The organism is Spirillospora sp. CA-142024 (assembly GCF_050942325.1).
In the GTDB taxonomy this organism is placed as follows: Bacteria; Actinomycetota; Actinomycetes; order Streptosporangiales; family Streptosporangiaceae; genus Spirillospora.
Genome location: NZ_CP192077.1, coordinates 2,265,225 through 2,290,859 on the forward strand (window position 1 = coordinate 2,265,225; position 25,635 = coordinate 2,290,859).

25 protein-coding genes and 1 pseudogene are annotated in these 25,635 nt (G+C 73.0%); 10 read left to right on the forward strand and 16 right to left on the reverse strand.

The window, feature by feature from the left end; translation table 11 throughout:
- Nucleotides 1-27 precede the first annotated feature (27 nt).
- Both ACQPZP_RS10945 and hisN read right to left on the reverse strand, forming a co-directional pair.
- Nucleotides 28-219 (reverse strand): hypothetical protein, encoded by a 192-nt coding sequence (locus ACQPZP_RS10945; protein WP_141577897.1) that lies wholly within the window; start codon nucleotides 217-219, stop codon nucleotides 28-30.
- 130 nt (nucleotides 220-349) lie between these two features.
- Nucleotides 350-1,153 (reverse strand): histidinol-phosphatase, encoded by an 804-nt coding sequence (gene hisN, locus ACQPZP_RS10950; protein WP_433477521.1) that lies wholly within the window; start codon nucleotides 1,151-1,153, stop codon nucleotides 350-352.
- Between the two features lie 135 nt (nucleotides 1,154-1,288).
- Here hisN and ACQPZP_RS10955 point away from each other — a divergent pair, with 135 nt between their 5' ends.
- Nucleotides 1,289-2,137 (forward strand): hypothetical protein, encoded by an 849-nt coding sequence (locus tag ACQPZP_RS10955; RefSeq protein ID WP_433477522.1) that lies wholly within the window; start codon nucleotides 1,289-1,291, stop codon nucleotides 2,135-2,137.
- On the opposite strand, the gene ACQPZP_RS10960 is transcribed toward ACQPZP_RS10955, so the two are convergent.
- From ACQPZP_RS10960 to ACQPZP_RS10990, 7 genes are all read right to left on the reverse strand, one after another.
- The gene (locus ACQPZP_RS10960) at nucleotides 2,134-3,627 is read right to left on the reverse strand and encodes an FAD-binding oxidoreductase (RefSeq protein ID WP_433477523.1); all 1,494 of its coding nucleotides are present in this window, start codon (nucleotides 3,625-3,627) and stop codon (nucleotides 2,134-2,136) included. The two genes, ACQPZP_RS10955 and ACQPZP_RS10960, sit on opposite strands and share 4 nt — an antisense overlap.
- Before the next feature lie 49 nt (nucleotides 3,628-3,676).
- The gene (locus ACQPZP_RS10965) at nucleotides 3,677-5,185 is read right to left on the reverse strand and encodes a serine/threonine-protein kinase (protein WP_433477524.1); all 1,509 of its coding nucleotides are present in this window, start codon (nucleotides 5,183-5,185) and stop codon (nucleotides 3,677-3,679) included.
- A 39-nt stretch (nucleotides 5,186-5,224) separates the two neighbouring features.
- Nucleotides 5,225-6,220, reverse strand: coding sequence for a ribosome small subunit-dependent GTPase A (gene rsgA / locus ACQPZP_RS10970; protein WP_433477525.1), 996 nt, complete (start codon nucleotides 6,218-6,220; stop codon nucleotides 5,225-5,227).
- A gap of 29 nt (nucleotides 6,221-6,249) precedes the next feature.
- Entirely contained in the window at nucleotides 6,250-7,521 is a 1,272-nt protein-coding gene (aroA, locus tag ACQPZP_RS10975) for a 3-phosphoshikimate 1-carboxyvinyltransferase (protein ID WP_433477526.1), read from the reverse strand.
- A gap of 76 nt (nucleotides 7,522-7,597) precedes the next feature.
- Entirely contained in the window at nucleotides 7,598-8,308 is a 711-nt protein-coding gene (locus ACQPZP_RS10980; protein WP_433477527.1) for a zf-HC2 domain-containing protein, read from the reverse strand.
- Nucleotides 8,305-8,910 carry a sigma-70 family RNA polymerase sigma factor gene (locus ACQPZP_RS10985; protein WP_433467638.1) on the reverse strand — a complete coding sequence of 202 codons (606 nt, stop codon included), beginning with the start codon at nucleotides 8,908-8,910 and terminating at the stop codon, nucleotides 8,305-8,307. The genes ACQPZP_RS10980 and ACQPZP_RS10985 overlap by 4 nt, the downstream gene beginning before the upstream one ends.
- A 107-nt stretch (nucleotides 8,911-9,017) precedes the next feature.
- Complete coding sequence (locus ACQPZP_RS10990) at nucleotides 9,018-9,848, reverse strand: DoxX family membrane protein (protein ID WP_433477528.1); 831 nt, start codon at nucleotides 9,846-9,848, stop codon at nucleotides 9,018-9,020.
- On the opposite strand from ACQPZP_RS10990, the gene ACQPZP_RS10995 reads away from it, so the two are divergent.
- Nucleotides 9,829-10,695, forward strand: coding sequence for an SOS response-associated peptidase (locus ACQPZP_RS10995; protein WP_433477529.1), 867 nt, complete (start codon nucleotides 9,829-9,831; stop codon nucleotides 10,693-10,695). The two genes, ACQPZP_RS10990 and ACQPZP_RS10995, sit on opposite strands and share 20 nt — an antisense overlap.
- A 32-nt stretch (nucleotides 10,696-10,727) precedes the next feature.
- Entirely contained in the window at nucleotides 10,728-11,054 is a 327-nt protein-coding gene (locus ACQPZP_RS11000; RefSeq protein ID WP_433477530.1) for a TraR/DksA family transcriptional regulator, read from the forward strand.
- A 6-nt stretch (nucleotides 11,055-11,060) separates the two neighbouring features.
- Here ACQPZP_RS11000 and ACQPZP_RS11005 read toward each other — a convergent pair whose 3' ends face one another.
- The gene (locus ACQPZP_RS11005) at nucleotides 11,061-11,846 is read right to left on the reverse strand and encodes a methyltransferase domain-containing protein (protein ID WP_433477531.1); all 786 of its coding nucleotides are present in this window, start codon (nucleotides 11,844-11,846) and stop codon (nucleotides 11,061-11,063) included.
- Between the two features lie 342 nt (nucleotides 11,847-12,188).
- Between ACQPZP_RS11005 and ACQPZP_RS11010 the strand changes: the two genes are divergently transcribed.
- The 5 genes from ACQPZP_RS11010 to ACQPZP_RS11030 all read left to right on the forward strand — a co-directional run bounded on the left by ACQPZP_RS11010 (nucleotide 12,189) and on the right by ACQPZP_RS11030 (nucleotide 17,274).
- Complete coding sequence (locus tag ACQPZP_RS11010) at nucleotides 12,189-12,824, forward strand: sigma-70 family RNA polymerase sigma factor (protein WP_433479588.1); 636 nt, start codon at nucleotides 12,189-12,191, stop codon at nucleotides 12,822-12,824.
- A complete protein-coding gene (gene rsrA / locus ACQPZP_RS11015) occupies nucleotides 12,821-13,117 on the forward strand; it encodes a mycothiol system anti-sigma-R factor (RefSeq protein ID WP_433477532.1) in 297 nt (98 codons plus the stop codon). The genes ACQPZP_RS11010 and rsrA overlap by 4 nt, the downstream gene beginning before the upstream one ends.
- A gap of 19 nt (nucleotides 13,118-13,136) precedes the next feature.
- Entirely contained in the window at nucleotides 13,137-14,063 is a 927-nt protein-coding gene (locus ACQPZP_RS11020) for an NAD-dependent epimerase/dehydratase family protein (protein ID WP_433477533.1), read from the forward strand.
- Between the two features lie 522 nt (nucleotides 14,064-14,585).
- Nucleotides 14,586-15,935 carry an HD-GYP domain-containing protein gene (locus ACQPZP_RS11025; RefSeq protein WP_433477534.1) on the forward strand — a complete coding sequence of 450 codons (1,350 nt, stop codon included), beginning with the start codon at nucleotides 14,586-14,588 and terminating at the stop codon, nucleotides 15,933-15,935.
- Between the two features lie 10 nt (nucleotides 15,936-15,945).
- Nucleotides 15,946-17,274 carry an HD-GYP domain-containing protein gene (locus ACQPZP_RS11030; protein ID WP_433477535.1) on the forward strand — a complete coding sequence of 443 codons (1,329 nt, stop codon included), beginning with the start codon at nucleotides 15,946-15,948 and terminating at the stop codon, nucleotides 17,272-17,274.
- Between the two features lie 53 nt (nucleotides 17,275-17,327).
- Here ACQPZP_RS11030 and ACQPZP_RS11035 read toward each other — a convergent pair.
- A pseudogene (locus ACQPZP_RS11035) lies at nucleotides 17,328-19,010 on the reverse strand (cytochrome c oxidase assembly protein); the annotation flags it as partial.
- A 134-nt stretch (nucleotides 19,011-19,144) separates the two neighbouring features.
- Between ACQPZP_RS11035 and ACQPZP_RS11040 the strand changes: the two are divergent.
- Nucleotides 19,145-20,566, forward strand: a complete 1,422-nt coding sequence (locus ACQPZP_RS11040) for an SPFH domain-containing protein (RefSeq protein ID WP_433477536.1) — start codon at nucleotides 19,145-19,147, stop codon at nucleotides 20,564-20,566.
- Here ACQPZP_RS11040 and ACQPZP_RS11045 read toward each other — a convergent pair.
- From ACQPZP_RS11045 to ACQPZP_RS11065, 5 genes are read right to left on the reverse strand one after another with little or no spacing between them, the layout of a single operon-like run.
- On the reverse strand, nucleotides 20,535-21,737 hold the full coding sequence (locus tag ACQPZP_RS11045) for a cytochrome P450 (protein WP_433477537.1): 1,203 nt from the start codon (nucleotides 21,735-21,737) through the stop codon (nucleotides 20,535-20,537). The two genes, ACQPZP_RS11040 and ACQPZP_RS11045, sit on opposite strands and share 32 nt — an antisense overlap.
- Complete coding sequence (locus tag ACQPZP_RS11050) at nucleotides 21,734-22,333, reverse strand: GTP-binding protein (RefSeq protein WP_433477538.1); 600 nt, start codon at nucleotides 22,331-22,333, stop codon at nucleotides 21,734-21,736. Before ACQPZP_RS11050 ends, ACQPZP_RS11045 begins: the two co-directional genes overlap by 4 nt.
- Nucleotides 22,311-22,667, reverse strand: a complete 357-nt coding sequence (locus tag ACQPZP_RS11055; protein WP_433467650.1) for a DUF742 domain-containing protein — start codon at nucleotides 22,665-22,667, stop codon at nucleotides 22,311-22,313. The genes ACQPZP_RS11050 and ACQPZP_RS11055 overlap by 23 nt, the downstream gene beginning before the upstream one ends.
- Nucleotides 22,664-23,098 carry a roadblock/LC7 domain-containing protein gene (locus tag ACQPZP_RS11060; protein ID WP_433477539.1) on the reverse strand — a complete coding sequence of 145 codons (435 nt, stop codon included), beginning with the start codon at nucleotides 23,096-23,098 and terminating at the stop codon, nucleotides 22,664-22,666. Before ACQPZP_RS11060 ends, ACQPZP_RS11055 begins: the two co-directional genes overlap by 4 nt.
- On the reverse strand, nucleotides 23,095-24,417 hold the full coding sequence (locus ACQPZP_RS11065; protein WP_433477540.1) for an ATP-binding protein: 1,323 nt from the start codon (nucleotides 24,415-24,417) through the stop codon (nucleotides 23,095-23,097). Before ACQPZP_RS11065 ends, ACQPZP_RS11060 begins: the two co-directional genes overlap by 4 nt.
- A 316-nt stretch (nucleotides 24,418-24,733) precedes the next feature.
- Here ACQPZP_RS11065 and ACQPZP_RS11070 point away from each other — a divergent pair, with 316 nt between their 5' ends.
- On the forward strand, nucleotides 24,734-25,573 hold the full coding sequence (locus ACQPZP_RS11070; RefSeq protein WP_433477541.1) for a helix-turn-helix domain-containing protein: 840 nt from the start codon (nucleotides 24,734-24,736) through the stop codon (nucleotides 25,571-25,573).
- The last annotated feature ends 62 nt before the right edge of the window (nucleotides 25,574-25,635 follow it).

Consider the following 25,635-nt stretch of genomic DNA (forward strand, 5'->3'; position numbering starts at 1 on the left):
TCCTGCCCCCGCCGACGGTGTGGCGCGTCAGCTCCCGAGCCGCTTGCGTCCCTGCGCGCGGACCCGCTTGCGCTGGGACGGGTCGAGCATCATGTACCCGACGAGCGGTGCGCCGAGGACCCCGAGAATGATCAGCGCGCTGAGCCACCACGGGAACACGAACAGCGTCAGGAAGCCGACGACGACGCCGCCGATCACGAGCTTTGTCTGGGTCGACATCTGGTACCTCCGTTTACGGGCCGCCCATCATGTCAACGGCCGTCCCGCGACCGCTGTTCCACGATATGTCGCGAGTCTCGCCGAAGGCCAGGCCGCGCCCCGTAAGATCCCGCCCTCAGATCCGGGCCGGTCAGATCCGCAGCGACAGCTGCCCGCCGCCCAGGGTGCGGAGGACCTCGGCGTGCAGCCTGCCGTTGGTGCAGACCACGCTGCCGCCGTCCGGGCCGGGGACGCCGGTCAGGTCGGTGAACATGCCGCCGGCCTCCTCCACGATCACCTGGAGCGCGGCGAGGTCCCACAGGGACACCTCGGGCTCGGCCGAGACGTCGATCGCGCCCTCGGCGACCATCATGTGCGACCAGAAGTCGCCGAACGCCCGCGTCCGCCACACCGACCGGGTCAGCTCCAGGAAATGGGTGAGGCGGCCCTGCTCCTCCCATCCGCTGAGGCTGGAGAAGGACAGCGACGCGTCGGAGAGATCGCCCACGGACGACACGTTCATGCGGGTGGCGCGGGTGAGGCTGCGGCCCGTCCAAGCGCCGCCGCCGCGGGCCGCCCACCAGCGGCGGTTGAGTGCGGGCGCCGACACGACCCCGACGACGATCTCGTCGTTCTCCATCAGCGCGATCAGTGTCGCCCACACCGGGACGCCGCGGACGAAGTTCTTCGTCGCGTCGATCGGGTCGATGATCCAGCAGCGGTTGCCGTAGCCGGTCTTGCCGTACTCCTCGCCGATCACCGCGTCCCGCGGGCGGGCCCGCTTCAGCGTGCCGCGGATCTGCTCCTCGACGCTGCGGTCGGCGTCGCTGACCGGCGTCAGGTCCGGCTTCGTCTCGATGTTGAGATCGAGAGCGCGGAAACGCCTGGTCGTGATGTCGTCGGCCCCGTCCGCCAGCACATGCGCGAGACGCAGGTCATCGGAATAGCCCGCCACGGCGTGCAACGCTACCCTGATCACCGCCTGTCCAGACACACTTACCCGGCTCGATCCGGCTTTTCGGTCGGCCGGACGTGGCGCGCCGGGCGCGATGAGCGGTTTCGCGGGACGGGGGGTGGCAGCATGGGGGCCATGGCGCACGACCTTCCCGAGTGGGTGGCCGAGCTGACCGACCCACGCCGGGCGGAAACGCTCGACGAGCTCGCCGACCGCCTCGTCCCCCTGGCAGAGCACGCCATCGACGTGTCCCGTCGATTGCAGGCGCAGCTCAACGAGCTCAACGACCCGTTCAAGCGCGAGGCGCTGTACGGGCGCGTGGAACGGCTGAAGGCCCGGGTGGGCGAGGCCCTGGACGAGATCACCGGCGAGATCGCCGCGTCCGGGGAGGAGCGCATCGAGCGGGTCTGGGCGGACTGGGCCGACCGGGCGGGCCCCGGCGGCCGCGGCGCGCGGGAACGGGAGCTGCGGCGGCTCCTCGACCGCGACGTCGTCCCGGTGCTGTCCAGGCAGCAGCAGGACGTCGCCGAGCGCGTCGCCGAGCGCACCTCCGGGGCGCTGGAGGGCGCGACGCAGATCCTGCTGACCCGGGTCGAGGAACTGGCCAAGGCGGTCACCGACCTGATCCACGACGTGCTCCCGCTGGCCCGCGAGGGCCTGACCCTCGCCAGCCGGATCTCGACCCTGTCGAGCCACGCGCGGAAGGCCGGGCGGGGCCCGGTCCCGGACGAGCTGAAGACCGCCGGGGCCGAGACGTCCCGTGCGTTCGACGAGGCCGTCGCGCGGCTGGAGCTGGAGTGGGCCGCGCTCGGCGCCCGGTCGGCGACCGTCCGGGCCGCGCTGCGCGGCGCGGAGGAGAGCGCGTTCAGCCAGGTCACCGAGGAGATGACCCGGTGCGTGGAGGAACTCGCGCCCCGGCACGTCCAGGCGCTGAACGAGGCCGAGGCGAAGGCGCGGAGCCTCTTCGAGGAGTCGAGGGGCTAGACGGCCTGCGGGAAGCGGAACAGCCGTCCGGGGTCGTAAGCCGCCTTCACCTTCCTGAGCCGGTCCACGTTCGGGCCGTAGTAGGCGTGCGCCCAGTTCTTGAGGCCGGCGTCGATGTAGTTCACGTAGGCCGCGCCACCGATGTAGGGCTCCATCGCGTCGTGGGTGGCGGACAGCCAGGCGTCGTCGGGCGAGAGGTACTGGACGCAGAACAGGCCCTTGCGATGCGGGAAGGCGGTGTCGCCCGGCCCTACGCGCGCTATGGCGGCGCCCATCGCGTCCATGAGCACCGACCGGTTCCGGACATCGTTGCCCTTGCCGAAGCGGCCCAGGAGGGCGCTGATCGCGTCGTCGGGGAGGGGCTTGTAGGCGACGTGCGACTTTCCGGAGTAGTCGGTCCGGGGAAAGGCGCCGGCGGGGTTCTGGCCGGGCAGCGAGCCCTGCTCGTGGCACTGGCCGACGGTCTGGCCCGCACAGCCGCCCATGAACTTCATCGCGTCCATGTAGGAGCGGCTCTGCGCGCTGGATGAGGCGGGGTCGGCGTTCGCGGCGGCCGCCAGCCGGTTCATGTGCCCGTCCGCGTCGGCGAGCGCCACCCCGGTGACCTCGATGCTCGGGGTGCCCTGGTCGGGTTCGGTGTCGAGGTGGAGGCTCGTCCAGACCTCGCCGGGCGCGGCCGGGGCCCAGCGCTGCCAGCCGCGGATCACGTCGGCGGCCTTCGACCATGGCCAGCGCAGGCTGAACGGCGTGACGTCGCCGACCTCGTGCGTCCGGAACGTGAACGAGGCCGCGACGCCGAAGTTGCCGCCGCCTCCGCCGCGGCACGCCCAGAACAGGTCCGCGTTCCGCTGTGCGTCGCAGGTGACGACACGCCCGTCCGCCGTGACGACCTGGACCGCCTCCAGGACGTCACACGACAGCCCGTACGCGCGCGATGTGACACCCAGGCCGCCGCCCAGCGTCAGGCCCGCCACGCCTACCGTGGGGCAGCTTCCGGCAGGGACGCTCACACCGTCGTCGGCGAGCTTGTCGTACACGTCGATCAGGCGGGTCCCGGCGCCGACGACGGCATGGTCGCCGTCACGCTTCACCGTGTCCTTGGGGGAGACGTCGATGACGAGGCCCGTGCCCGTCGACCAGCCCGCGTAGCTGTGGCCGCCGCAACGCACCGCGACCGGCATCCGTTTCAACGTCGCGAACGCAAGGCATTCGGAGACGTCCTGTGGCGTCTCGCAGTAGGCGATGCCCGCCGGGCGGACGCGGTCGTAGCGCGGGATGTAGAGGCGCCTGGCCGCGGCGTAGGAAGCGTCGGACGGCCGGATCAGCCTGCCGTCCAGGCCGCGTTCCAGGGCGTTCCAGTCGGCCGGACCCGTCGGGGCGGGCCGGGACGGCGAGGGGCGGTGAGCGCCCGGGTTCGGCTTCTCCTCAGAACACCCCGCGACGGCCAGCGTGCCGAGGATCGTCGCCTTGAGCACCGCTCGCCGCTCCATGCCGTCATTGTCCCGGCGATCGCTCACGAGTTTCTGCAACTTCTCCTTTTCAGGACGGCGCCCGGAACGTGTCGAGGAACGTCTCGAAGTACGGTACGCGCTGGTCCCAGTCCTTCTGCGCGCCGGCCAGGATCGCCTGGTACATCGCGTTGTCGAACTTGAACACCCGCACCCGCGCCCGGCCCGGCTTTCCGTCCTTGGTGAAGGTGAACTGTGCCTCGGCCGCCTGCCCACCCAGGTAAGAGATGTTCCGGGTGAATTTCTCCTGCTTGAAGTCGGGATATTGAGAGGTGTCGCTCTTCATGCCGTTGACCGCGGAGGCGAGAGCGTCCCCGGGGTCGGCTTCGGAGGAGTCGATGCGCTGGATCGCGAACCCGAGCGTCACGCCCGGGGCAGGGTCGCGGAAGGTGACGTCGTCACCCGAGGGCTCCTGCTTCCATCCTTTGGGAACGGCCGCCTCGAAGGCCGAGCCCCGGTACAGCTCGTACCCGGCGGGCACCCCGGTCTTGCCGGTCTCGCCCGTCTTGCCGCCGTCGTTGTCGCCGCCGTTGGCGAACACCACGACCGCGACCACGGCGGCGACCAGCGCGGCAGTGAAGATCCCCGCCGGGACCAGCAGCGGCCAGGGCATCCGCCGCCGCCCGCGCGGCGGCACCGCCGGCGGGGACGCGGGCGACTCGACCGTCGGCGGGACGGCCGGCGGCTGCAGCGTCACGTTGTGCGGCGGCGCCGCGGACGGCGTGTGGAGCGGCGCACCGTGCGCGATCTGCCGGAGCATCCCCTCGGCCTCGTCGGGGCGCATCCTCTGCTCGGGGTCCTTGCGCAGCAGCCCGTGGAGGACGGGTGCCAAGGGCCCGGCGAGCCGGAGGGGGTCCGGGTCGTCCGACAGGAGGGCCGCCATCACGCCCCACACGTCCGGGCGCCGGTACGGCGGCCGGCCCTCCACCGCCGCGTACAGCGTCCCGCCCAGCGACCACAGGTCGGACGCCGGGGTGGCCTTCTGGTGCCGGGCCTGCTCGGGCGCCAGGTACGCGGGCGACCCGACGATGGCCCCCGCCTGCGTGAGGGTCTCGTCGCCCGCCATCGTCGCGATCCCGAAGTCGGTCAGGACGGCCCGGCCGCGCGGCATCAGCACGTTCCCCGGTTTGACGTCCCGGTGCACCACTCCGGCGGCGTGCGCGGCGCCCAGCGCGTCCAGCAGGTCCAGGCCGATCGCCGCGACCCGGCCCGGCGGCAGCGGCCCCTCCCGCGCGATGACCGCGTCCAGGCCCTCCGCCCGGACGAGCTGCATCACGATCCAGGGGCGGCCGTCCTCCTCCACGACGTCGTACACGGTCACGATGCCGGGATGGTCGAGCCGCGCCGCCGACCGCGCCTCCCGGAAGGTCCGCGCGTAGATCCGCTCGACCTGCGCGTCGTCCAGCCCCTGCGGCAGCGACACCTCCTTGATCGCCACCTCGCGGCCGAGCGTGCGGTCGCGGGCCCGCCAGACGGCGCCCATTCCGCCGCGGCCGAGCACCTCCACCAGCTCGTAACGCGTTGCGATCAACCGGGACATAGAGGCGACCATACCGACGGGACGGCCTGCCGTCGCGGGCTATTCGGCCTCTCCCTCGCGGCTGGCGAGGAGGCGGCGGAGGGAGTCCAGGCGGGCGCGGCTGGCGCGGCCCTCCTCGACCCAGCCGTCCAGCCCGCAGCTCTCCTGAAGATGGTCGCAATGGGGCGGGCAGCGCTCGGCCGCGCCCTCGGCGAGGTCCTCGAACGCGTTGATCACGTTCTCCGGGTCGACGTGCGCGAGACCGAAGCTGCGCACGCCCGGGGTGTCGATGATCCAGCCGTCCCCGCCGGGCAGCTCCAGCGCGATCGCCGACGAGGACGTGTGCCGGCCGCGGCCGGTCACCGCGTTGACGTGGCTGACCGCCCGCTCCGCGTCCGGCACGAGGGCGTTCACCAGGGTCGACTTGCCGACCCCCGAGTGGCCGACGAGGACGCTCGTCCGGCCGGTCAGGTGGCCGCGCAACCCGTCCAGGTCGCCGCCGCGCCGCGTCACCACGTACGGGACGCCGAGCGGCGCGTACTCGGCGACCAGGTCGTCCGCGTCGGCGAGATCGGCCTTGGTCAGGCAGAGCAGCGGGTCCATCCCGGCGTCGTAGGCGGCGACGAGCTGCCGGTCGATCATCCGCGGGCGCGGCTCGGGATCGGCCAGCGCCGTCACGATGACGAGCCGGTCGGCGTTCGCGACGATGATCCGCTCGAACGGGTCGGTGTCGTCGGCGGTTCGGCGCAGCGACGACGTGCGCGGCTCGACCCGCACGATCCGGGCGAGGGTGTCCTGCTCGCCGGAGACGTCCCCGACCAGCGCCACGCGGTCGCCCACGACGACGCCCTTGCGGCCGAGCTCGCGGGCCCGCATCGCGGTCACGGCGCGCTCGTCGCCGGTGCCGGGATCGGCCAGGCAGCGGTACCGGCCCCGGTCGACCGCGATCACGAACCCGGGCGAGGCGTCCTCGTGCGCGGGACGGCGGCGGGTGCGCGGCCGCGACCCGCGGCGCCCGGGCCGCACCCGGACGTCGTCCTCGTCATAGTCGTGCACTCGTCGTGCCAGTGGTCCGGTCCCTGCTGTCAGGCGGGCGCCAGCATCGACGCCCACTGCCGGGTGAAGTTCGGAAGAGTCTTGCCCACGGTGCCCGGATTCTCCACTTCGATGCCGGGAACGGCCAGTCCGAGCACGGCCGCGGCCATCACCATGCGGTGGTCGTCGTAGGTGTGGAACACTCCGCCGCGCAGCGGCCTCGGCCGGATCTCCAGGCCGTCCGGCAGCTCGGCGGCGTCGCCGCCGAGCGCGTTGATCTCGGCGGCCAGCGCGGCGAGCCGGTCGGTCTCGTGGCCGCGCAGGTGCGCGATGCCCGTCAGCCGGGACGGCGAGTCCGCCAGGGCGGCGAGGGCCGCGAGCACCGGCGTCAGCTCGCCGACCTCGTGCAGGTCGGCGTCCAGCCCGGAGAACCCGCCGGCGCCGCGCACCGTCAGGCCGTCCGGCCCGTGCGACACCTCGGCGCCCATCGCCGCGAGCAGCCCGCGCAGCGCGTCGCCCGGCTGCGTCGTGTCGGACGGCCAGTCCGGGACGGTGACGCGCCCCCCGGTGACCAGCGCCGCGCCGAGGAACTGCGCCGCGTTCGACAGGTCCGGCTCGATCACCCGTTCGCCGCCGCGCAGCGGACCGGGCGCCACCCGCCAGACGTTGTGCTCCGTCTCGACCTCCGCGCCCGCCTGGCGCAGCATCCGGACGGTCATCGCCAGATGCGGCGCGGACGGCACCGGCGGTCCCTCGTGCCTGACCTCCACGCCCTTCTCGAACCGCGGCGCGGCCAGCAGCAGCCCCGACACCAGCTGGGACGACGCCGACGCGTCGATGGTCACACGGCCGCCGCCCACCGAGCCCGAGCCGCGGACGGTGAACGGCAGCGCCCGCCGCCCGCCGTCGTCGATCTCGGCGCCGAGGGCCCGCAGCGCCGAGATGATCGGGCCCATCGGCCGCTCGCGGGCGCGCGGGTCGCCGTCGACGGACACCTCACCGGACGCCAGCGCCGCGACCGGCGGCAGGAACCTCATCACCGTCCCGGCGAGCCCGACGTCGACGCGGGCCGGGCCGGCCAGCCGCTCCGGCGTCACCTGCCAGTCCGCGGCGTCCTCCCCGATGCCCACGCCCAGCGCGCGCAGGGCGTCCGCCATCAGCTCGGTGTCGCGGCTGTGCAGGGGCCGGGTGAGGCAGACCGGCGCCTCTGCCAGCGCGGCCAGGATCAGCGCCCGGTTGGTCATCGACTTCGAGCCGGGCAGCGGCACGACGGCGTCCACCGGGGCATGGGCGACCGGGGCGGACCAGTGCGGAGAGGACATGCCCCAAGGTTATCCGGCCGGCCGCCACCGGCCCGACGGCGATCAGAGCGGGATCGGCATCAGAGCGGGATCGGCGTCAGAGCGGGATCGTCAGCAGCGTCCCGCCGCTGTCGAGCCGTACTTCGAAATGGTCGATCTGGTCGCGGCCGAGCCCCGTCCCGCCCTGCATGATCAGCGGCTTCGGCGAGCCCGGCACGCCGTACCCCTTGTCGGGGACGCTCCAGCCGGCGACGACGCTGCGGTCACCGTTCTTGCCCACGGCCTCCAGGTGGCACTTCAGCGGCCCCTTGACGCCGCGCAGCTCCAGCCCGACCTGCGTGCCCCACCCCTTGTCGACGAGCCCGACGGTGCCGGACGCGCCCGTGCTCGCGTTCGTCGCGTGGAACCTGTCGCCCGCGATGGCCTGCGTCGCCGGCGGCTTCTGGTCGTAGCCCTCGTCGTTCAGCGCGGTCCCGATGCCGACGCCCGCGGCCAGCGCCACACCGGCCGCGGCGGCGCCGAGGACGTACGCGCCGCGCCGGAACCGCCGGTCGGCGCGCCGCCTGCGGCGCACCATGTCGATCACCGGCGCCGGGGCCGTGGACGGCCGGTCCGCGCCCGCCTCCCAGCCGGGTTCGGCGGCGGGTGCCAGCCCGGAGAGGGCGCCGGCCGTCCCGGACAGCGCCGCCAGCTCGGCGCGGCACGATCCGCACTCCCGCAGATGCGCCTCGAACTCCCGCCGGTCGCCGTCTTCGAGAAGGCCCAGCGCGTAGGCGCCGACATCGGTGTGCTCGACCTGGGAACTCAAGACGTCACCCCCCTCTCCTCCAAGGCGACGCGCAATGCGCGCAGCGCGTAGTACACGCGGGACTTGACCGTCCCCACCGGGATGCCCAGGTACTCGGCGGCCTGGTTCACCGTCCGGTCGCGCAGCACCGTCTCGGTCAGCGCCTGCCGGTGCGCGGGCGACAGCGAGTCCAGGGCCTCGGTCACCACGACCTTGCGAAGCAGCGCGTCCATCTCGTCCGCCATCGGCAGGTTCTCCAGAGGGCCGTCGCCGACCTCCGGCGGCCGGACCTCGCGCTGCCGCCGGTTGTCGATCACGATACGCCGGGAGACCGTGGCCAGCCACGGCATCAGCGAGGACGTCCGGTCGTCGAGCCGGTCCGCGCTGCGCCATGCCCTGATCATGGTCTCCTGCACGACGTCCTCGGCCCACGGGCGGTCACCGCCCGTCAGCCGGAGGACGAACGCGAGGAGTGGCCGATGGTACTCGCGGTACAGCGCGGCCACCATCTCCTCGTCCTGCACGGCCGCGTCGTACTGCTGGGCGGGTCGCGCCGGGCCGGGGCGGCGGAGCAGGCTCCGCAACCCGCCGCTCTGGCGACCGGTCGATCCGGGAACTGCCATGGCCGGGGCGTCTCCGTCGTGGTGGAAGGCGGTCACCAGGCAGTACGGGACCGCCCGGGGCCGCGGTTCAACGCCTTTGAGGTTCTTTTAAGGTTCTCTTCGGAAAGTCAGCGTTTGACCGCCTGAAGAACCTTGCCCGCCTGCGCGGCGGTTCCCGTTCCGACCGTCTTGCCGGCCTTCACCGCCTGGGCGGTCCGCGTCGCCGTACCGGCCTTGATCGACTTGCCCGCGGACCTGCCCGCCTTCGCCGCCTTTCCGGCGCGGGCGGCCGCCACGGCCCGGACGTCCGAGCCGCCCCGGGCGAGCCGGCCCGCCTTGAACGCGGTGCGGGCCTTGACCGTCTTGCCGGACCTCGCCGCCTTCGCGGACTGCTTGGCGGCCTTGCGCCCGCCCTCGGCGCGGGCGATGCGCACCTGCCGGGCCGCCTCCCGGCGCGCCTCCCGCAGCGTGGCGGCGGCCTCCCGGCGCAGCGCCTTGGCCTCGGCGCCGGTCCTGATCTGCGTCTCGCGGGCCGCGCGGCGCAGTTCCGCGGTCCGCGGCGGGCGGCGCGGCTCGGTCGCCACCATGAGCAGCGCGCCGAACATGCCGGCGTTCTTCAGCAGGTGCGAGCGCTCGCCGGCGCGGCGGTCTGGGTCGTCCTCGGTCCAGTAGCGATGCTCGGTCGCCAGGGCCGGGACCAGCTGCGCGGCGAGCAGCAGCGTGGTCAGCCGCCGGAACCTCCCGGTGAGCAGCAGCACGCCGGTGCCGACGCTGAGCGCGCCCTCCATCCGGACGAGCGTCTCGGCGTCCTTCGGCAGCCAGTCGATCCGGTCGGCCACCGGCTTGACGGCCGGGCCGACCCGCTCGGCGCGTTCCCGCGGGTCTCGGAGGGCGTCCAGGCCGGTCATGATGTACGGCGCCGCCACGAACGAGCGGGCCATGGTCGTGATGGGTCGCATGACCCGCTACATGCCCAGCGCGCCGCGCCTCAAGCGCGGCAGGATGGGACCCATGTGCGGACGCTATGCGACCACCCGCGCGCGGCAGGAGCTGCTGGACGAGTTCCAGGTGCAGCTCGACGCGGTCGACGCGGACATCCAGCCCGACTACAACGTCGCGCCCACCAAGCAGGTCCCGGCCGTCCTCACGCGGCGGCCCAGGGACGAGCCGGAGGAGGCCGCCGCGGTGCGGCAGCTGCGGACGGTCCGATGGGGGCTCGTCCCGTCCTGGGCCAAGGACCTGTCGATCGGCTCGCGCATGATCAACGCGCGTTTCGAGACGGTGCACGAGAAGCCGTCGTTCCGCCGCGCGTTCGCGAGGCGGCGCTGCCTGCTGCCCGCCGACGGCTATTTCGAGTGGTACACGATCCAGGAGCAGGGCGACGCGCCGGACCCGGCCGAGGGCGAGAAGAAGGCCAAGAAGAAGCCGCAGAAGCAGCCGTACTTCATCCACCCCGGCGACGGCGCGGTGATGGCGATGGCCGGGCTTTACGAACTCTGGAAATCCCCCGAGGACGAGTGGTTGTGGACGTGCACCGTCATCACCACCGACGCGCCGGACGACCTCGGCCGGATCCACGACCGGATGCCGATGATCGTCGAGCCGGACCGCTGGGACGCCTGGCTCGATCCGGCGCTCACCGACACCGAGCAGGTGCGCGGCCTGCTGGTCCCGGCCATGGCCGGGACAATGGACGCCTACCCGGTGTCAAAGGCCGTCAACAGCGTGCGAAACAACGGCCCGGAACTCATAGAACCGGCGATTTCTGGGGATAGTTTCGGCAACCATTCCGACAGCCTGTTCTGACGGGGGCTTTACCGGGAGGAGTTCGCCGCACCGTGGACGCCGCCGCCGCCCGTTCCCGCCTTCGAGGCATGCTGGAAGATCTCGACCGCTCCATCGCCATTCTCCGCGGGGAGAGCCCGGAACGGGACGCGTCCGCCGCGGACGCCGGGGCGGGCCTCACCGCCCACGAGCGCGTCGAGGCGGCGCTGGACTCGCTCGAACGGCACCGCGGCGGGGTGCTCGCGGCACTGGAGCGGATCGGCGCCGGAACCTACGGCCGCTGCGTCGGCTGCGGCCGGCCCGTCCCCGAGGGCCGCCTGGAGGTACGTCCCGACGCGGCCCGCTGCATCCCCTGCCAGACCAAGCACGACCGCCGGTGATCACTCCTAGCGGCGCGCGCTGGCCAGCAGGTGGATGCCAAGGGACTCGTCGGTCTGCTGGGCGTTGAGCTCCGTGCGGACGAGGCGGGGCAGAGCGCGCGGGGATTCGCCCAGGACGTGCTCGACCGTCGAGGGGGACAGCACGGTGCGGGGCCTGATCCACTCGCATTCGAAGCCCGCGTCGGCGAGCAGCTCGCGGAGCTGGTGGGACGAGAAGGAGCGGGTGATCGTCCCGTCCGGCCAGGGCACGAGGACGACCTCGGCGCTCGGGACGTCCGACAGGTGCGCCCAGTAGTTCCGCTCGGCCAGCAGCGCCATGCCGAGGGTGAGCGAGTCGACGCAGACCAGGACGCGGCCGCCGGGCCGCAGCACGCGGGCGATCTCGGCGATCGTGGTCTCGGTGGCCAGGTGGCGGGAGAGCACGCGGTTCTCGGCGACGACGGCGTCCACCGAGGCGTCGGCGAGGTAGGAGAGCGTCCCGGTGTCGCCGATCAGCGGGATCGTTCCCTCGGCCGGGCGCCCGGACGCGGGCCGGGCGCGGCGTTCGGGGTCGCGCACCTCCAGCACCGCGTGACCGGCCGCGGCGGCCTGGGCCGCGCTGCGTCCGTGCCCGCCCGAGACGTCCAGCACGCGGGACGGCCTGCGCGGCAGCCACCGGGCGAGCTGGGCGTCCGCCACCGCCCGGTAGAACGTCCAGTAACGCGCCAGGGAGTCCGCCGACCCGTCTCCGGAGGTGTCACGCAGGCTGGCGACGGTGGGCTCGGAAGGTTGCGCCGAAGGCACCGAGTGCACCAATTGCTCCTGTTCTAGCCGTGTATGTCACATCTTTCCCCGTCCAGGGCCGGTCATCACCCTGAGTGAGGGACGGGCTGCTGCGACCCGGTGTCCGGCAGGCCTCCCCCGCCGGGGAATCGCCGGGGAATCGGCGGGGGAGTTCCGGTGTTGCACCGTCTCACAGCCCAGTACAGCGGAGGTGCGAACCAGATGACCACAGCCGTCGCCGATCAGCAGCCGAGGGCGGGTACGGCGGCGCCCCGCGGCGGCGCGCGGGCACCCGCCCGCGTGAGCAGGCCGCGCGGACCGATATCGTCTGTGGGAAACGGCGCCGCCGGCCCTGTCAAGGGCAGCCCGGTCATGGGCAAGGGCGCCATCACAGCCGAGGGGGTGGGTCAGGTACCGGGCACCACGGAGACCGTGGAGCAGCGCCAGGAGCGCTTCCAGCGCGACGTGCTCCCGTTCTTGGACCAGCTTTATTCGGCCGCGCTGCGCATGACGCGCAACCCGGCGGATGCCGAGGACCTCGTTCAGGAGACCTTCGCCAAGGCGTTCGCGTCCTTCCACCAGTTCAAGGAAGGCACCAACCTCAAGGCGTGGCTCTACCGCATCCTCACCAACACGTTCATCAACTCCTACCGCAAGAAGCAGCGCCAGCCGCAGCAGGCCGCCACCGAGGACATCGAGGACTGGCAGATCGCGCGCGCCGAGTCGCACACCTCCAGCGGGCTTAAGTCCGCGGAGGCCGAGGCGCTGGAGCACCTGCCCGACTCCGACGTGAAGCGGGCGCTGCAGGACCTGCCGGAGGAGTTCCGCATCGCCGTCTACCTCGCCGACGTCGAGGGCTTCGCGTACAAGGAGATCGCCGAGATCATGGGCACGCCCATCGGCACGGTGATGTCCCGTCTGCACCGGGGCCGGCGCCAGTTGCGCGGCATGCTGGAGGACTACGCTGAAGAGCGCGGGCTCACCCGCGCGAGCAGGGGGTCATCATGAGCTGCGGCAACCACCACGAGACGCCGTGCGACGAGGTCCTCGCCCGGGTCTACACCTATCTCGACGGTGAGCTCGACCAGGGCGGCTGCGGCGAGGTACGCCAGCACCTCGACGAGTGCGGCCCCTGCCTGCGCGAGTACGGGCTCGAAGAGGCCGTCAAGAAGCTCGTGAACAAGTCCTGCGGCTGCGAGCAGGCGCCGACCGACCTGCGCGCCAAGGTGCTCGGCCGCATCGAGGAGATCTGCGGCGAGATCCAGTCGTCCGGAAGCGCCGGCAAGACCGAGAACGCCTGACCGCCGGTATCTTGCCGGTGTGCTCGCACTCGTCACCGGCGCGGCCGGATTCATCGGTTCCCATCTCGTCGACAGGCTCCTCTCGGACGGCCACGAGGTCATCGGCGTCGACGACATGTCGTCCGGCGCCAACGTCCGCCCCGGCCTCGAGCTGTGGGAGATGGACGTCACCGACCCGGCCCTCGTGGAGAAGGCGGCGGTCCGGCGCCCCGAGGTGATCTGCCACCTCGCCGCCCAGGTCAGCGTCCGGCTCAGCGTGGCCGATCCGCTGGGCGACGCCCGCACCAACGTGGTCGGGACGGCCAACGTCCTGGAGGCCGCGCGGGCGGCCGGCGGGCGCAAGGTCGTGTTCACCTCCAGCTGCGCGGTGTACGGGGTGCCGGACGCGCTGCCCGTCCCCCCGGACGCCGAGCTGCGGCCCGCCTCCCCGTACGCGGCGTCGAAGGTGTCCGGCGAGGTCTACGCCGGGATGTACCGGCAGCTGCACGGCATCGACTTCACGACGCTGACGCTGGCGAACGTCTACGGGCCGCGGCAGACGCCCGAGGGCGAGGCGGGCGTCATCTCGATCTTCACGGACGCGCTGCTGTCCGGCCGTCCGACCAAGGTGTTCGGCGACGGCACCCAGACCCGCGACTACGTCTACGTCCTGGACGTCGTGGACGCGTTCGCCCGCGCGGCGGGGGACGTGGGCGGCGGGCGGCGCTTCAACGTGGGCACCGGCGTGCAGACGAACGACCGTGACCTGCACTCGCTCGTCGCCGAGGCGGCGGGCGCGCCGGACGATCCGGAGTTCGCGCCGCCCCGGCTCGGCGACCTGCCCGCGATGTCCGTCGACCCGCGGGAGACGCAGGAGGCGCTCGGCTGGCAGCCGGAGGTCGGCCTGCCCGAGGGGCTCGCCGAGACGGTCGCCTGGGCGCGGGAGCGGGACGCCGCGCACGACTGAATGGCCCCCTTGTCCTAATCCCGCAAGATGCCGTTTTGGGGCTCCTTCCTGGGTTTATGAGGGTGCATTCGCGGATGCACGTGCATTCTGGTTGTGCAGACAGATTGTGCGGGTGCGGCGCGAGTATTCCGCCGCGACAATTGATCACTTAAGGTGACGAATGACTCACGCTTTGCTCACGTTTTCCCGCATGCCTGTGTGACCTGGGCAGTTCGCGTTAGGCTTGTGCCGAAATCAGCGACGGGAGCGCGTGCACTCCGGTGAATTCGGGGTATGTGCTCGCCCGGGAAACCTGGACCGCACCGGTCCCGGTGGCCGGCCGCGAGGCCGGACGGCCCGGTTCGGCTGGGGGGAGGCAAGGAGCCATGCTCAAGCGCGTGATGCCGGAGGAACGCGGCGGACGCCCGGGCGCCCCGGCGTCGTCGCTGATGATGACCAAGGGCGTGTCCTGGGTCTAGGTGCCGGCAGGCACGTGTGAGCCCGGCGGCGGCCCGCCATTCGTCACTCCCCGAGGGGCGGCAAATGCGTGGACTACCTCTCGCTGCCTGGGCGTACGTCTGTGGTGTGGTCGCCCTTGCGGCGGGTCTCATCGCGACGTCGTCCTTCGCGGATCTCGACTGGACGAAGCTGGCCGTCCTGGCCCTGCTGTTCCTGATCTGCGACTCGGCGCCCGCACGGCTGAACATCACCCGGGCCAGGGTGTCGCTGAGCTTCGCCGCGAGCCTGGCCTCGGTGGTGCTGCTCGGCCCGGTCGGCGCCGCGCTGCTCGGCCTGTGCGCCCTGGTCACCGGGCAGCGGTTCTTCGCCCCGGTCAAGCGGGTCTTCAACGGCGCGCAGTTCGCGCTCAGCGGCTTCGTCGCCGGGACGGTGTTCGACCTCCTCGGCGGTGACCGGTTCCATCCCGAGCAGGCTCGCTGGGTGGAGAACGTCATCGGGCCGTTCCTCGGCGCCCTGGTCACCTTCGTCCTGGTCAACCTGGCCCTGATGGCCGGGGTCCTGCTGCTCAGCCGGCAGGCCGCGCCCCGCGAGCTGCTGCACGAGAGCGGCCAGCTCGCCGTCGGCTGCCTCGGCTACGGCATGGTCGGGCTGCTGATCGCCGGGCTGTGGCCGCGGGTCGGGCCGTTCGCAGCCGTCCTCGTCCTGCTCCCGCTGTTCATCGCCCGCTGGGCGATGGACCAGGCGTACGCGCAGCAGCAGGCGCACGCCGCCACCCTCGCCGCGCTGTGCCAGGCGGTCGAGACCAAGGACTTCTACACCCGCGGCCACTCCGAGCGCGTCTCCCGCGGCTCGGTGATGATCGCGCAGGAGATCGGGATGCGCGCGGACCGGGTCGAGGCGATCCGGTACGCGGGGATGCTGCACGACGTCGGCAAGCTCGGCGTCCCCACCAAGGTGCTGCAGAAGTCGGGCTCGCTCACCGAGGAGGAGTTCGCCGCGATCCAGCTGCACCCGATGCGCGGGCTGGAGATCGTCCGGGAGATCGGGTTCCTGGACGAGGCGCTCGCCGGCATCATGCACCACCACGAGAAGATGAACGGCCGCGGCTACCCGATGGGCCTCGCCGGGGACGAGATCCCCGAGTTCGCCCGGGTCATCTCCGTCGCCGACGCGTTCGACTCGATGACCTCCAACCGCTCCTACCGGGCCGCGCGCACCAAGGAGGAGGCCGTCGAGGAGCTGCGCCGCGGGATGGGCGACCACTTCGACCCGGCGATGGTGGAGGCGTTCCTGCGGGCGCTGGAGCGGGACGGCTGGGAGCCGCCGCGGCCGGTCGTCCTGCCGGACGACGACGTCGTCGAGACCACCCAGCAGGACCACGACGACCCGAGCACCCCCCTGCGGGTCGCCGGCGGCGACGAAGTGCGCCAGTGACGGGACGTCCATGAGCAGTCAGATCCGCGCCCGCGAGCGGGCGGCGTGGCAGACCATCGACTCCGGCCAGCTGCTGCTGATCGCCACCGCCGGGCTGTTCGTCATCGTCGCGATCGCCGAGGTCGCCGCGGTCGGGCTGGCGCAGCCCGACATCGCGATCATCTTCGGCGTGCTGATCGCGCTGGGCGAGCTGTTCCGCATGGTGATGCCGGGCAACCGGGAGGTCGCGCCGATCGCCGGCGCCGGCGCGATGGGATACGCGCTGCTGGTCGGCGTCGGCCCGGAGGGCGCGCCCCCGGACGCGCCGCTCGGCGTCGTCGCCGCCGAGCACTCGGCGCTGCAGGTCGTCGCGGTCACCGCGGTCGGGATGCTGGTCGGCTCGCTGCCGCACATCGCGGTCGGCCGGTCACCGCGGCCGGACGCGATGGCGCGCCGGCTGTTCACCGTCGCGGTCGTCGCGCTGTGCTTCCGGCCCCTGCTGTCCCTCGGCCTCGCCTGGCAGCTGCTGCTGGCGCTGATGGGCCTGGTGGTGGCCGCGTCCTGCTTCACCGACGTGCTGATCGCCGCGATGATCCGGGCGGAGGCCGTGCGGGCGCGGTTCGGCATCGCGCTGCGGGACGAGATCGACGCGAAGATCGCGCTGTGCGCCGCGACCAGCGCGACCGCCATGCTGATCGCGGTCGCCACGACGGCGATGGGCAAGGCCGCGCTGCTGATCTTCACGGTGCCGATCCTGGTGACGCAGTTCGCGTTCCGCCGGTACGCCGGGATCCGCGCGACATACCTGCAGACCGTCCGGGCGCTGTCCCGGGTCACCGAGGTCGGCGGCTACGTGGAGGCGGGCCACTCGCGCCGGGTGTCGATGTTCGCGGTGCAGATGGGGCGCGAGCTCGGGATGTCGGAGGAGGAGCTGCTCGAACTGGAGTACGCGGCGCTCATGCACGACATCGGGCAGCTGTCCCTCGGCGACCCGATCCCGGGCGGCGCGACCGTGCTGGCGTCCCCGGCCGAGCAGCGCCGCATCGCCGAGCTGGGCGCCGAGGTGATCAAACAGACCGGGGTGCTGGACCGGGTCGCGCACATCGTCCAGCTGTCGTCGCACCCCTACCGGGCGGGACGCGAGCCGTCCGGCGACTCGGGGGAGCGCCCGATCCCGCCGCCGCTCGCCGGCCGCATCATCAAGGTCGCCAACGCCTACGACGACCTGGTCGGCGACTCGGCCGACCGGGACCGGGGCGCCGCCGTGCTGGAGAGGCTGCGGCTGGACTCGGCCGCCGAGTACGACCCGACCGTGGTGGAGGCGCTCAGCCGCGTGGTGGACCGGCGTCCCCGCCAGTAGAGCTCGTAGGCCACCGCGACGGCGATCGTGACGGCGGCGGTGGCCGTCCAGAGAAGCAGGACGCCGTGCTGCTGGTCCTCCAGCGGTGACGCGCCCCAGCGGCGGCCGAGGTGCTCGTACCAGTGGTCGAAGACGGTGTCGTCCCGCATCAGCGCCGTCCCGGCGATGACGTGGAGCGGCAGGATGGCGAACGGCATCAGCGTGCCCGTCGTCCCATGGAAGTACGCCAGGCCGACGATCAGGAAGGCGACCATCGCGAGCGAGTGCAGTGCGTGGTTGCCGAGGGACGGCCCGAACAGCGGCGACGGGTACCACGCGTAGAGGCTGAGCAGGAGCAGCAGCGACGAGACGACCGGGTGGCCGAGCACGCGCACCCCCCGGCATCCGGCGGCGGCCGCGACCAGCCGCCGGGTCTCGCCCCGCGTCGCCTTGAGCGCCAGCCGGACCGGCGCCCCGTAGAGCAGCAGCGCGGGCGCCACCAGCCCGACGAGAACGTGCTGCAGGGCATGGGCGCCGAACAGCACCATGCTGTACCGGGAGAGGCCGCCGCACGTGGCGACCAGCACGACGAGGAGCCCGGCGTCCCAGGAGGCGATCCGCCGCCACGGCCAGTCGCCCACCCGCGCGACGCCCGCCCCGTACAGGCCGGCGCCGGCCAGGATCAGCACGAAGAACAGCGGGTCGATCCACCAGTCCGCCAGGTACGGGCCGAGCCCGGCGGGGCCGGGCAGCGGGAACCCGAGGCGCAGCGTGACCGGGTCGAGGGTGTCGGGGACGTTCTCCGGCGGGGGCGTGCGGGACAGCCCGGCGGCGAGCGCCATCGTCGCCGTCATGACGAGGATCTCGACGGTCCCGAGGCGCAGGAACGGCCGCGCGCCCCTGCCGTCCCGCAGCGCGGGGATCGTGGCGCGGCGGTGCCACCACCCCAGCCCGCCGAGAACGGCGAGCGCGACGGCCTTCGCGACGACCAGCATCCCGTACCGGGAGCCGAGGTGGACGCCGCCGAGCCGCACCCAGGCGTTCACGGCGCCGCTGACACCGACGACGGCGAACGACACGAGCGCCAGCCCGCTGTAGCGCCCGACGACCTCGGGGAGCCGGTCGCGGACGTACGGCGCGACGGTGACCAGGGCGACGAGCCCGCCGATCCACAGCGCGACGCCCGCGACATGGGCGACGAGGCTGTAGACGGCGAGCGCGTGGTTCGCGCCGCTCGCGGCGTGCCCGGTGAACAGCGGCGGCAGCATCCCGGCGAGCGCCCCGGCGAGCAGGTAGCCGGCCCCGCCGCCGGCGCGGGGCGTGCTCGCCGCGACCGACAGGACGACCGCGACCGCGAGGACGATGAACAGCGCCCGGCCCTGCGGCAGCTCGATCAGGAACGTCCGCATCATGTCGCCGGTGACGCTCGTGAGGCCGGTCCCGAACAGGTCCAGGACGCTGAAAACGATCAGCGCGAGGGTGCACACGGCCCAGGCCATCGCGGTCAGGGACGCGGCGCTCAGGCAGCGCCGGCCGGCCTCGGAGGACCCGGGGACGAACACGGCGGCGACCAGCAGCCACCCCGCGGTGAGGACGGCGGCGACGTCGCCACCGAGCTTCGCGACCGAGAGGCCGACCTTGGCCAGCGCCCCCGACTGGGACAGCCCCGGCGTCGCGGTGTCGCTGAACGCGCCGCCCAGCCGCACCACGAGCGCGAGGACGACCAGCGCGATCGCCGCGGCGCCGATGACGAGCATCGGCTTGTCGGTCCGGGGTTCCGGTGCCGCCTCGTAGGCCCGTGTCGCCTCATGTGTCGTCACGGCCGGAAATACGCGCACACCGGCCCCGGGGGTTCATTAATGTATCGGCCAAGCCGATCCCGAGGAGCGAGATGAGCGCCCCCGACCAGGGAAACACGTATCTGGAGAAGGTCGTCGCGCAGCAGGCGGTTCTGGAGGACGACCTGAGGGCCCGGCGCTCCCAGCCGGCGCCGCCCGCCGCGCCCGGCGCGGTTCCGCCGCCGCCGGGCCCGCTGGCCAAACGCGACCGTGCGCTCGGCGGCGGGGCGGGCGACCGCCCGGCGCCCGGCCCGGTGGACGTGCGGATCAGCGGGTTCTGGCGGTGGAAGAACGTGCTCGTCCCGCCGAACGCGTTCGTCGTGCACACCCGGCGCGGGCGGCCCGAGCCGCTGCACGTCGGGCTCGGGGTGTCGTTCCGGTTCAACCCGTCCACCGACTCGTTCCTCGTGGTGCCGGGTGCGACGCAGACGATCCTGATCAACGCGTACTGCATCTGCCGCGAGCTGCAGGGCGTGCTCGTCCAGGGCTACGTGCAGTGGATCATCCAGGACTTCGGCATCGCCTACCGCAAGCTCGACTTCGGTGACTCCGACGACCCGATGCGGCTGGTCAACCTGCAGCTCCGCGAGCAGGCGGAGGCGGCGATCAAGGACAAGGTCTCCACGATGGGGGTCCGGGACGTCCTCAGCGACAAGCAGCCGATCATCGAGGAGCTGACCGCCCGGCTGCGCGCGGTGGCCGAGGGAGAGGACAACGGCGACCAGGGCCTCGGCCTGCGCATCGTCACCGTGCAGATCAAGGAGGCGGTGGTCAGCTCGTCCCGGCTCTGGGAGAACCTGCAGAAGCCGTACCGGGCCGAGCAGGGGCAGATCGCGCGGCTGGCCGAGCTGCAGGCCGAGGAGGCGGTCGCGCAGCGCGAGATGGCCGCCGCCCGGATCAAGGAGACGCAGCGGCTGGAGCACGAGCGGGAGCTGGCCGAGCTGCGCGCCCGCAACGAGTCGCAGCTGTTCGACACCGAGGCGACGGAGAAGGCGCGCCGTACGCGGCGCGAGCACGACGACGCCCGCGAGGTCGCCGAGCTGCAGACGGAGACGACGCGGCACGCGCTGCGGATGGAGCGGGAGCGGCACGAGGAGGAGGCCGAGACGGGACGGCTGCGGATCGAGCGCGACCACGAGCTGGCGCGGCTCCGGGCGGAGGGCGAGCTGGCCGTCGCCGACCTGCGCGCCCGGTCCCGGCACGAGCAGGCGCTCCTCGACCTGGAGCGGGACGGCGCCCGCGCCGCGCTGGAGAACGAGCGGACGCCGGCGGCCGTCCAGACGCGGCTCATCTCCGCGCTGCCGCAGATCATGGCGGCCCTGCCGAAGCCGGACGAGCTGCGCACCGTCACCGTCAACGGCGTCGACCAGACCAGCGTGGCCGGCCTGATCACCCAGCTCACCGCCGTCGTCGGAGCGCTCCGCGCCGCGTCGGAGGGTGCGGCTACGGACGGTCCCACACGGGCGGGAACGTGACCGGAAGCGCGGTCAGCGCGCGGTGGAACGGGCCGGGCCGCCATTCCAGCCGGTCCGCGGGGACGGCCAGTTCCACGTCGGGCAGCCGGTCGAGGAGCTGCTCGATCGCCACGGACGCGATGAGCCGGGAGTGGCCCTTGGCCGGGCAGGTGTGCGGCCCGCCCGCATAGGACAGGTGGGCCCGGTTGCCCTTGCGGTCGGCCGTCGCCCGGGACGGGTCGGTGTTCGCCGCCGCGTAGCTGACCAGCACGGGCTGGTGGGCGGGCAGGTGGTACCCGTGGAAGTCGACGTCCTGCCGGGGGAAGGTCGTCCCGTAGTTCGCCATCGGCGGGTCGGTCCACAGGATCTCGTCGAGGGCGTCGTCGACGGGCAGGCTGCCGCTGGACAGGTCGCCGCCGAACCGCTCGTCCGACAGCAGCAGCCGGATGCCGTTGGCGATGAGGTTCTGCTCCGGCTCCGTGCCGGCGCCGACCAGCAGGATGAGCTGGTGGACCATCTCCAGGTCGTCGAGCCCGGCGGGGTGGCTCATCATCCAGGACGTCACGTCCGCGCCCGGCTTCCGGCGCTTGTACGCCACCAGTTCGCCGGTGGCCTCCCCGAGCAGCGCGTTGCCCTCCTCGGCGGAGACGGTGTCGAAGATGGCGCTCATGCCCCGGACGAGCTTGTCGCCGATGTCGTGCGGGCAGCCGAACATCTCGTTGAAGACCAGCAGCGGCAGCGTCCGCGAGTACTGGCCGATGAGGTCGGCCTTGCCGTCGCCGGCGAACCGGTCGATGAGGGTGTCGGCGTGGCGCTGGACGTACTCGCGCAGCGACACCGGGTCGACCCGGTCCAGGCTGTCGACGATCACCGACCGCAGCCGGGCGTGGACGGCGCCGTTGGTGAACAGGGCGTTGGGCCGCGCCATCATCATCGGCAGCACCGGGCACTCGGGGCCGACCGCCGCCTCCCACACCTCGCTGGTGCGCGGGAACGTGCCGGGGTCGCGCAGGATCTCCAGCGCGGCGTCGTAGCCGAGGACGAGCGTGGCCGGGACGCCCGGCGACAGTTCGACGGGCGCGAGGTCGCCGCAGGCGCGCATCCGGGCGTAGGCGCGCTGCGGGTCCCTGGCGAACTCCGGGCCGTACAGCGCGATCCGCTCGGGTTCGGTGCGCACGTGGCCGGTGGTCATGGCGTCTCCCCCTCGTCCAGGGTGAGCAGGTGGTCGACGAGCGAGATCAGCGCCTTGGTGGACGATCTGCGGTCGCGGGCGTCGCAGGTGACGAGCGGCGTCGCCGGGGCGAGGTCGAGGGCCTCGCGGATCTCGGCGTCCGGGAACACCGGCGAGCCGTCGAAGTGGTTGACGGCCACCGCGTACGGGAGGCCCTGCTTCTCCACGATGTCCATGACGGCGAACGACTCCTTGAGCCGGGTGGTGTCCACCAGGATCAGCGCGCCGAGGGCGCCGCGCGCCAGGTCGTCCCACAGCCGGGTGAAGCGCTGCTGCCCAGGCGCGCCGAACAGGTACAGGACGAGGTCGTCGCTGAGGGTGAGGCGGCCGAAGTCCATCGCGACGGTGGTGGTCGTCTTGTCCCTGATGCCGGCGAGGTCGTCCACGGACGCGCCGGCCTGCGTCATCCGCTCCTCGGTGCGCAGCGGCCGGATCTCCGACAGCGTCCCGACGTAGGTGGTCTTGCCGACGGCGAAGTGCCCCACGATGAGGATCTTGACGGCCGTCCGGACGCTCTCCCGCAGATAGCGCGAGTCAGAGGCGAGCGCGGAGTCCATCGAGCACCTCCTGAAGGAGCCGGACCTTCGACTGCTGGGCGGCGGGCGCGGCGGCCCGGGTGGTGAGGTGCCCGCTGTCGACGAGGTCGGAGAGCAGCACCTTGGTGACCCCGACGGGCAGGCTCAGATGCCCGGAGATCTCGACGACCGACAGCGCGCCGCCGCGGCACAGCTCGACGATGCGGAGCTTCTCCGGGGACAGCCCGGTGCGCGGCAGGTCGCCGGTGGCGATCACGAGGGTGACGAGGTCGAACACGTTGCGGGTCGGGTGCGCGCGCCCGCCGGTGACGACGTGCGGGCGGACGAGGGACCGCTCATTCCGGCGCGGAGTCATGCGGGACGGCCCGCCCCGGGACGCGGCGGGCTGGTCATCTCCTTGCCCAGCCGTTGCACGAGTTCCTGGAGCCGGAACGACACGGTCTCCATGTCCACGTGCTGTGTCGCCGACACCGCCAGGTACGCGCCGGGCCCGGCGGCGACGAGGAACACGTACCCGTCGTCGAACTCGTTCACCGTCTGCCGCCAGGTCGTGTCGGCGTTCCCGCAGAACTCGGCGGTGCTGCGGGCGAGCGACTGCAGGCCCGCCATGCCCGCGGCCTGCCGCTCCGCCTCGTCCCGGCTGATCCGTTCGGAGTGCGCCATGAGCAGGCCGTCGGCCGACAGCAGGATCGCGTAGCGGGTCTCCGGCATCCGCAGCGCGTCGTCCAGCATCCAGCCGAGCCGGTTCGTACCGTGGTCCATCGCGCCGTTCCATCCCTCGTTCATGGCCGCAGATCCTTGCTCTCGATGCCCGGGCCGTCGTCGTCGGGCGATGCGGCTGCGCGGCCGGACCGGGTTCCGCGCTGCCAGGCGCCGAGGCCGGCGGCGGTGTCCCGGGCCGGCCTGGCCGACGGATGCTCCCCGGTGTCCCGCGTGCCGGGGCCGGCTTCCTCGCCGGCCGTCCCGGCGGGACGTTCGGCGACCGCGACGCGACTTCGCTTGGGCAGGCCGCCCGAGGTGGAGGGGGCCTCGGCCCCGGTGGACGCGGACTGCTCCTCCGCCGGGCGGGGCGCGGCGGACGGTTCGGCTCTGCGCTCGTCCGGGACGGCGGCGAGCAGCGCGGTCGGCACGAACACGACGGCGCGGACGCCGCCGTAGGGGGAGCGGGTGTCGACCGACACCCGGAACCCGTACCGGGCGGCGAGGACGCCCGCGACCGCGAACCCGACGCGGGGCGGGTCGCCGAGCCGGTGGATGTCGACCGAGGCGTCGCCGGACAGCAGCTCGGACGCGCGCTGCATCTCCTCGACGTCCATCGCGACGCCCGCGTCGTCGATCATGATGGCGACGCCGTTGTGCGTGGCCTGGAAGTTGACCTCGACGGTGGTGTCGGGACGCGAGTGCCGGGCCGCGTTGTCCAGCAGCTCGGCGAGGGTCAGCACGATCGGCTCCACGGCCCGGCTGGTCACCGCGGTGTTCAGCGGTCCCTGCAGGTTGACGCGCAGGTAGTCGCGGATGCGGCCGGTCGCGCCGCGCACCACGTCGCTCATCGAGGACGCCGAGCGCTGCTGGCCCGGCCACGACCCGCACAGCACCGCGGTGGCCTGGGCGCGCCGCCCGAGCTGGGCGTTCATGTGGTCGATGCGGAGCAGGCCCTCCAGGACGTCCGGGTCGTCGTGGCGCTCCTGCATGTGCGAGATGGCGAGCTGCTGCTCGTTGGCGAGGCTCTGCACGGCGCGCATCATCGCCCGGAGCGTCGACTTGGCGGACAGGTCGGCCCGCTCCCGGACGCGCGCGGCCGAGCCGGCGAACAGCTCCATCACGGTCCGCAGCGCCTGACCGTAGGCGGGCGCCTCGCGGTCCAGGTCGTGCAGCGGGCCGGCGACGCGCACGCCGGGGTTGTGCAGCGACTCCATGAGCTCGGGCAGCCGGACGTCCGCCAGGTGCCGCAGCTCCCTCTCGCGCAGGTCGAGACCGCGGGCCAGGACGGCGTTCTGCGCGCGGAGCCCGGCCGTCTCCTGCCGCTGCCGTACCAGCTGGACGGCGGCGGCGATGCCGGCGGCCGCCACGACGACGAACGCCGCCGCCAGGAGGAATAGCTCCATCAGATCCTCCCTGCAGGGATTCGGGTGAGGTGGACCGGCCGGATTCCACGACACCCGGCGGCCCGTCTCGTGGCTGGTGGGGGGTTTCGGACGGCGCGGATACGCCGCAGTTTCGGCACCGTAGGACGGGTGTCCGGTGCGGTGCTTGTGCCCGCGCGCAGAGAACTTGCCGCCGAGCGCATTGGAAGATCACCCACCGTCTGAATCGCACTACTTTCCGGGGTATTCGGCTGATTCGGCGACGGCGATCGTACTACTCTCACGCGAGAGCGATCTTCACGCCGGGCCTGCCCGGCCGCGGACGGAAGGGCCTGCGGTGGACGACGTGCTCGGCGGGCCGGCCCGGCAGGGCGGCGCGGCCTACCGGCTCGTCCTCTACCTGGCGGACAAGGCCGAGTACGTCCGCACCGCGGGCCAGGCGCGCCGCGACCGCGGCTACCGGTTCCTGCTGCCGCTGCACGGCGAGATGCTGATGCTCCAGGACGGCCGGGAGGCCCGGCTCCGGCCGGGGACGGGCGGCCTCATCGCACCGGCGGCCCCGTTCCGGGTCGTCCAGCCGCGGCCCGCCCGCGCGCTCGTCATGACGATCCCCGCGCACGAGATGGACGGCCGGCTGAGCGCCCCGTCCCTCCCGGTGACCGGGCTCGACCTGTCCACCGGCCTCGGCCGCGTCGTCGCCGACATGGTGCGGGCCGTCGGCGAGGAACGCGGTGCGCTCACCGGGCCGCAGTTCGACGCCGCCTGCGACCGGATCACCGAGCTGCTGTGCCTGCTCCTCGGCGGCGGCGAGCATCCGCCCGCGCCCGGCCATCTCGCCGAGGTGGAGGCGGTCGTGCGCCGCTACGTCCGCGAGCACGCCACCGACCCCGGCCTGACCGGCGCCGCGATGGCGCAGGACCTCGGCTGGTCGCTGCGCCAGGTGCAGCTCGCGCTGCAACGGGCCGGGACCACGCCGCGCGAGCTGATCCGCGAGGAGCGGCTGCGGCTCGTCCGGGACCGGCTGCGCAACCCGCTCGACCGGCACGTCACCATCACCGACCTCGCGCACGCCACCGGGTTCTCCTCCGCCAGCGCGCTGAGCCACGCGTTCCGGCAGCGCTTCGGCGTCAGCCCGCGCGAACTCCGCCGCCACGGCGCCCGCGGAGTGTCCCACTAGCGTCCCCGGCGACGTGTCCCACCAGCGGCCTCGGCGGCGAAGCCGGGCGTTCTGTATCCCAT